Annotated in this window: 5 protein-coding genes; all 5 read right to left on the reverse strand. The window is 36.5% G+C overall.

What is annotated here, in order from left to right; genetic code table 11:
- Positions 1-811: FtsQ-type POTRA domain-containing protein (locus ACFIO3_RS08945; protein ID WP_375704341.1), on the reverse strand; the 811-nt coding region annotated here is incomplete at its 3' end.
- A 204-nt stretch (positions 812-1,015) separates the two neighbouring features.
- Positions 1,016-2,164 (reverse strand): RIP metalloprotease, encoded by a 1,149-nt coding sequence (locus ACFIO3_RS08950; protein WP_375608537.1) that lies wholly within the window; start codon positions 2,162-2,164, stop codon positions 1,016-1,018.
- Positions 2,165-2,179: 15 nt separating this feature from the next.
- Positions 2,180-2,995 (reverse strand): phosphatidate cytidylyltransferase, encoded by an 816-nt coding sequence (locus tag ACFIO3_RS08955; RefSeq protein ID WP_375608536.1) that lies wholly within the window; start codon positions 2,993-2,995, stop codon positions 2,180-2,182.
- Positions 2,996-3,711: 716 nt separating this feature from the next.
- Positions 3,712-4,272, reverse strand: a complete 561-nt coding sequence (gene frr, locus ACFIO3_RS08960; RefSeq protein WP_375704342.1) for a ribosome recycling factor — start codon at positions 4,270-4,272, stop codon at positions 3,712-3,714.
- Between the two features lie 37 nt (positions 4,273-4,309).
- Positions 4,310-4,762, reverse strand: a 453-nt coding sequence (locus ACFIO3_RS08965) for a uridine monophosphate kinase (RefSeq protein WP_375704343.1), incomplete at its 5' end; no start/stop codon positions are given.

A 4,762-nucleotide genomic window follows, 5' to 3' on the forward strand; every position in this document is an offset into this window, starting at 1 on the left:
CAAAAGAAATTTTATACGTATTGCTTGCTGCATCAAAAGTTGCTTTAGAAGAGACTACACGAAAATCTGCATAACCATGATTATAATAAAAGCGACGTAAAGCTTCTTCATCAACAGCGAGGCGCTCTTCACTGTAAACATCGCCTCCTAACAACTTGGAAAAAATTCCTGAAGATTTTGTCGAAATTACATCACGCAAACGGCGACTTCCAAAGACACTATTTCCCTTAAAAGCGATATCACTAATCTTTGTTTTTTTTCCTTCAACAACATTAAAGACCACATTCACACGCCCTTTTCCAAGATTAATGGTTTGAACGTTAACCGTGATATTATTACGACCAAGAGTTTTATAAGCTTCACGAATTGTATTTATATCAGCAGAAAGCTTAGCAGAGTTAAAAGGTTCATTTGGTTTCAAAGAAATAAACCGTTTAAGATCTGGGTCTTTAAAAGATTTATTTCCTTGGAACAATATTTGATTGACAACCTCATATTCTTTTACGAATACGACCAATTTATCACCTACTTGATTTATTTTAACATCATAAAATAAACCTAATTCGAAAAGGTTCTTCACAGCATTATCAACATCACCACTGGAAAATCCTTGTCCAGCCTTAATACCCATATTGTCCCGAATTGCCTGAGAACTTACAAACTTATTCCCACGAACCTCAATAGAACGGACTACAGACGCTTGCATTTCTCCAACCACAGCAATTGACATAAAAGCCGTTACTGGAACAATCATCCCCATCTTTAACACCAACACAGATGCTGCATTTAAAAACTTTGAATTCGTAGTCATTGGCTCTTTTACCTTACTCTTATTCCTTGGACACAACGCCTTAAAAAGCTAACTGCCACAACAACCTTTTTACAGCGAGACTTTGTCATCCCTTAATTACTCATTATAATGTACAACGCCACAACATTTTGCAGACATGGTAAACAACCTTCAATTTATTTTTGCTATTATTACCCAATTCATAAAGTATTTTCCATAATTTAATTAGCTAAACCAACAAAAATAATCATTTAAAAAGACAAAAATTATAAAAAAGAGAAGAATGGAGAAACCTAAACGAAAAACAATTCCCTGAATTTTAGTGGATATTGTCTTCCCAGTAATAACTTCAATGACATGAAATAAAAGATGCCCACCATCAAGTGGTAGAATCGGAAAAAGATTAATAAGCCCAACACTTATTGAAAGAAAAGCTGCCAAATTCAACAAAGAAATAAAACCTGCCTCGCTCACTTTCCAAGCAATTTTAACGGTTTTAGAAGGTCCACTTAGCCGACAACGATCCTCTTTTCCTTCTATTAAACGACTCATAAAAAGAACAGTTTGAGTAGCAATAAACGCAGTACGATTTGATGCTTCTCTTACAGCTGTTAAAAAACCATAGTGAATATGTTTTATATAAGTTGGATCTAAACGCGCAGGATTATTTGAATCAACAGGAACACCTACACCTATCATAGCACTTTGTGTCCGATTACCGAATCCATCATCTCGCTCAACTAGTTTCGGAGTAATGACCGTTGTAAACACGCGCCCCATGCGTTCTATCTTAAACTCTATAGGTTCTTTTCCGTGAAAAGTTACATAGTTCATCAAATCTTCAAAACTTTCAACCCGTCGACCATCCATTTCAACAAAACGGTCACCTAATTCCAAACCAGACTGAACAGCAGGGCTATCTTTTACTAAAGAACCAACAACCGGTTCAATGGCTACACGACCGTAAATAAAGAAAAAAAGTGTCAGAATAACAACAGTAAAAAGGACATTGAAAAAGGGACCAGCAAAAACAGTTGCTGCTTTTTTCCAAGCATGCACACTGGCAAATGAACCATCAACTATCGGAGATGATTGGGATGATACCGTATCAATTTTTTCCTCATCTCCAACAAACTTTACATAACCTCCTAAGGGAATAAGTGCTAAGCGCCACTTGGTGCCATGCTTATCTGTGTAACTCGCTATTTGTGGACCAAATCCAAGTGAAAAAACTAACGCCTTAATACCACACCACCGACCAATGAGATAATGCCCAAGTTCATGCACAAAAATGATAATCATAATGATAAAAAGAATACTCAAACTTCTTAAAAGAAAATCACCCATAGTGACGATATGATTTAAAAGTCCCAAAATATCTACTCCCAATTAAATCATACTAAAAAGATTAAAAGGCGCATTCATATCAGCTATAAACGCCCCAATTAAATAAAGAAGCAAAGCGGCCCCTACCAACCCATCCATACGATCCATAAAGCCACCATGTCCAGGCAATAAAGAACTAGAATCTTTAACAGAAAACCGCCTTTTGAGCCATGATTGTCCTAAATCACTCAATTGTGAAGCAATTGATAAAATAAGTGTAAGGAGTGGCACGAAAAAACTTGTTAAATTTATATCAAAAAATCCAAAAGCAACCCATATACCGCCGAAAACTCCGATAAATGTGCCACCAAACGCTCCTGACCATGTTTTATTAGGAGAAAATTGTGGTGCTAATTTAGCCCCCCCTAAGGCACGTCCGATAAAATACCCACCAATATCTGTCCCCCACACTATCGTAAATAAGAAAATAACAACTTGGAACCCCAACATCTCATGATCCCGTAAAAAGCATAAAGCAACAACAGGAAAAGAGGCATATAAAAAACCACAAAAAACCCACCCCCCCCCTTTTATAGATATAATAGCCAACACCGCAGCCAAAACGATTAAAACACAAAAATCTAATGAAGCAGATACACTCAACACTAAAAAAAAGCCGAAAAACAAATAAAAAATACTTGCTAATATCTTTTGTACAACACACCACTTCTCTTTAGTAATACTCATCCACTCATAGAGAATAAAACCGCCAATACACCATACAAACAAAAAAAAGATGGTTCCTCCCAACCACGTTAGATACAATGCAATAACGCCAAACACAAAAGCTGTCAGAACACGATAAACCAAATTAGACAAAACAACATCCACACAATAAAAATAGAAAATACAAGCTCTAAAATTGTAGTATTTTTATTTCACACTTGTACAAACTTCTCTTATAATTTACCATAAATAATTCAGTCTACCAAGATAGTGCTTATAAGACGAATAATCAATGAAAACAGCTTCAAAAATCCCCTCTTAAAATTAATCCTAAAATATGTTTTTAAATATTTTCTCAAACATAAAATGAAAAAGCGGCTATCTACGCCCTATATAAATTAACCAATAGAGGTTAAAAACACTCTTTTATCAACTGTTCGTCATCTAAAAGAAAATTATGCCACATAACATCTGCTTGATCGATTCTACTCGCATGTTTTATAATGGGAAATAAGAGAAAGGTTAGGCTTATTTTTTGTGTTATATTCTTTCCCCAACCCTCATCTTAGATATTTAAATAATTTCTAATAATGTTTTCATTATGCAGTTTAACAAAGACATGCTAACTAGGAGCCTTTACCATGCTGTTAAATAGTGTCTTCCAGCAAAGGGCATGATTTACCACGCAAACTAAAAAATTAAAACATCTTCCCTTTCAAATCAATCTCTCCCATATCAAGATGATAAAACGATAAAACACCTTCTTGTATTACACCTTGCTATCACAGAGCACACCACTCCTTACTATTATCCATAGAAACAATTTACAGGCGGGAGTATAACATCCTTTTTCTAGCGACAAAACCGTCTTAAACGTGCATAATTTCAGATTCTTTTACGGCTAAAATTTTATCAATATCAGCAATAGTTTCATCTGTGAGTTTTTGAACTTTCTCAGACAAACTATGGGCTTCATCTTGTCCAATTTCACCATCTTTTTCTAACTTTTTCAAATTGTCCAGACCATCCCGACGAACATGACGTGTAGCAACACGCGCTTGCTCTGCATAGTGATGCGCAATTTTTACAAGTTCTTTACGGCGCTCTTCATTCAACTCAGGCAAAGGAATACGTAAATTCGTACCATCAGTTATGGGATTTAAACCAAAACCGGAATCGCGAATAGCACGCTCTACAGCTCCTACCATCGTTTTATCCCATACAGAAACAGAAAGCATCCGAGGTTCGGGAACAGAAATATTAGCAACTTGATTTATGTGCACAACAGAACCATAAGCTTCAACAGTCAACGGCTCTAATAAACTGGCCGATGCTCGTCCAGTCCGCAAACCACCCAACTCATGTTTAAAAGCCGTAATAGCACCATCCATGCGACGTTTCAGATCATCCATAATTGATGTAACATCCATATTTCTGTCTCCTTCAATTGTCCTTTGAAGCTTACCCTTATTCCGATACTATTGTAAAGCGTCCTGTTCCATTCAAGACCTTAGCCAAACCACCTTTTTCATGAATGGAATACACAATAATCGGCACATTGTTCTCACGTGCTAAAGTGACCGCCGTTGAATCCATAACAGATAATCCCCATTGCAAAATTTCAACATGCGTTAATTGGTCAAAACGCTTAGCCGTAGGGTCTAACTTTGGATCTGCTGAATAAATACCATCAACTTGTGTTCCTTTAAGAAGAACGTCCGCACCAATTTCTGCTGCACGTAAAGTGGCAGCAGAATCAGTTGTAAAAAATGGATTTCCTGTACCGCCCGCAAAAATAACAACTTTTCCCTGATTCATATAAGCTATTGCTTTACGTTGCGAAAAACTTTCACAAATTTGTGGCATAGCAATCGCAGAGAGTACAACCGTTTCAACGCCTAATTTTGTCAATGATGTTCG

It is taken from the genome of Bartonella sp. AD328YNZD (genome assembly GCF_042196425.1).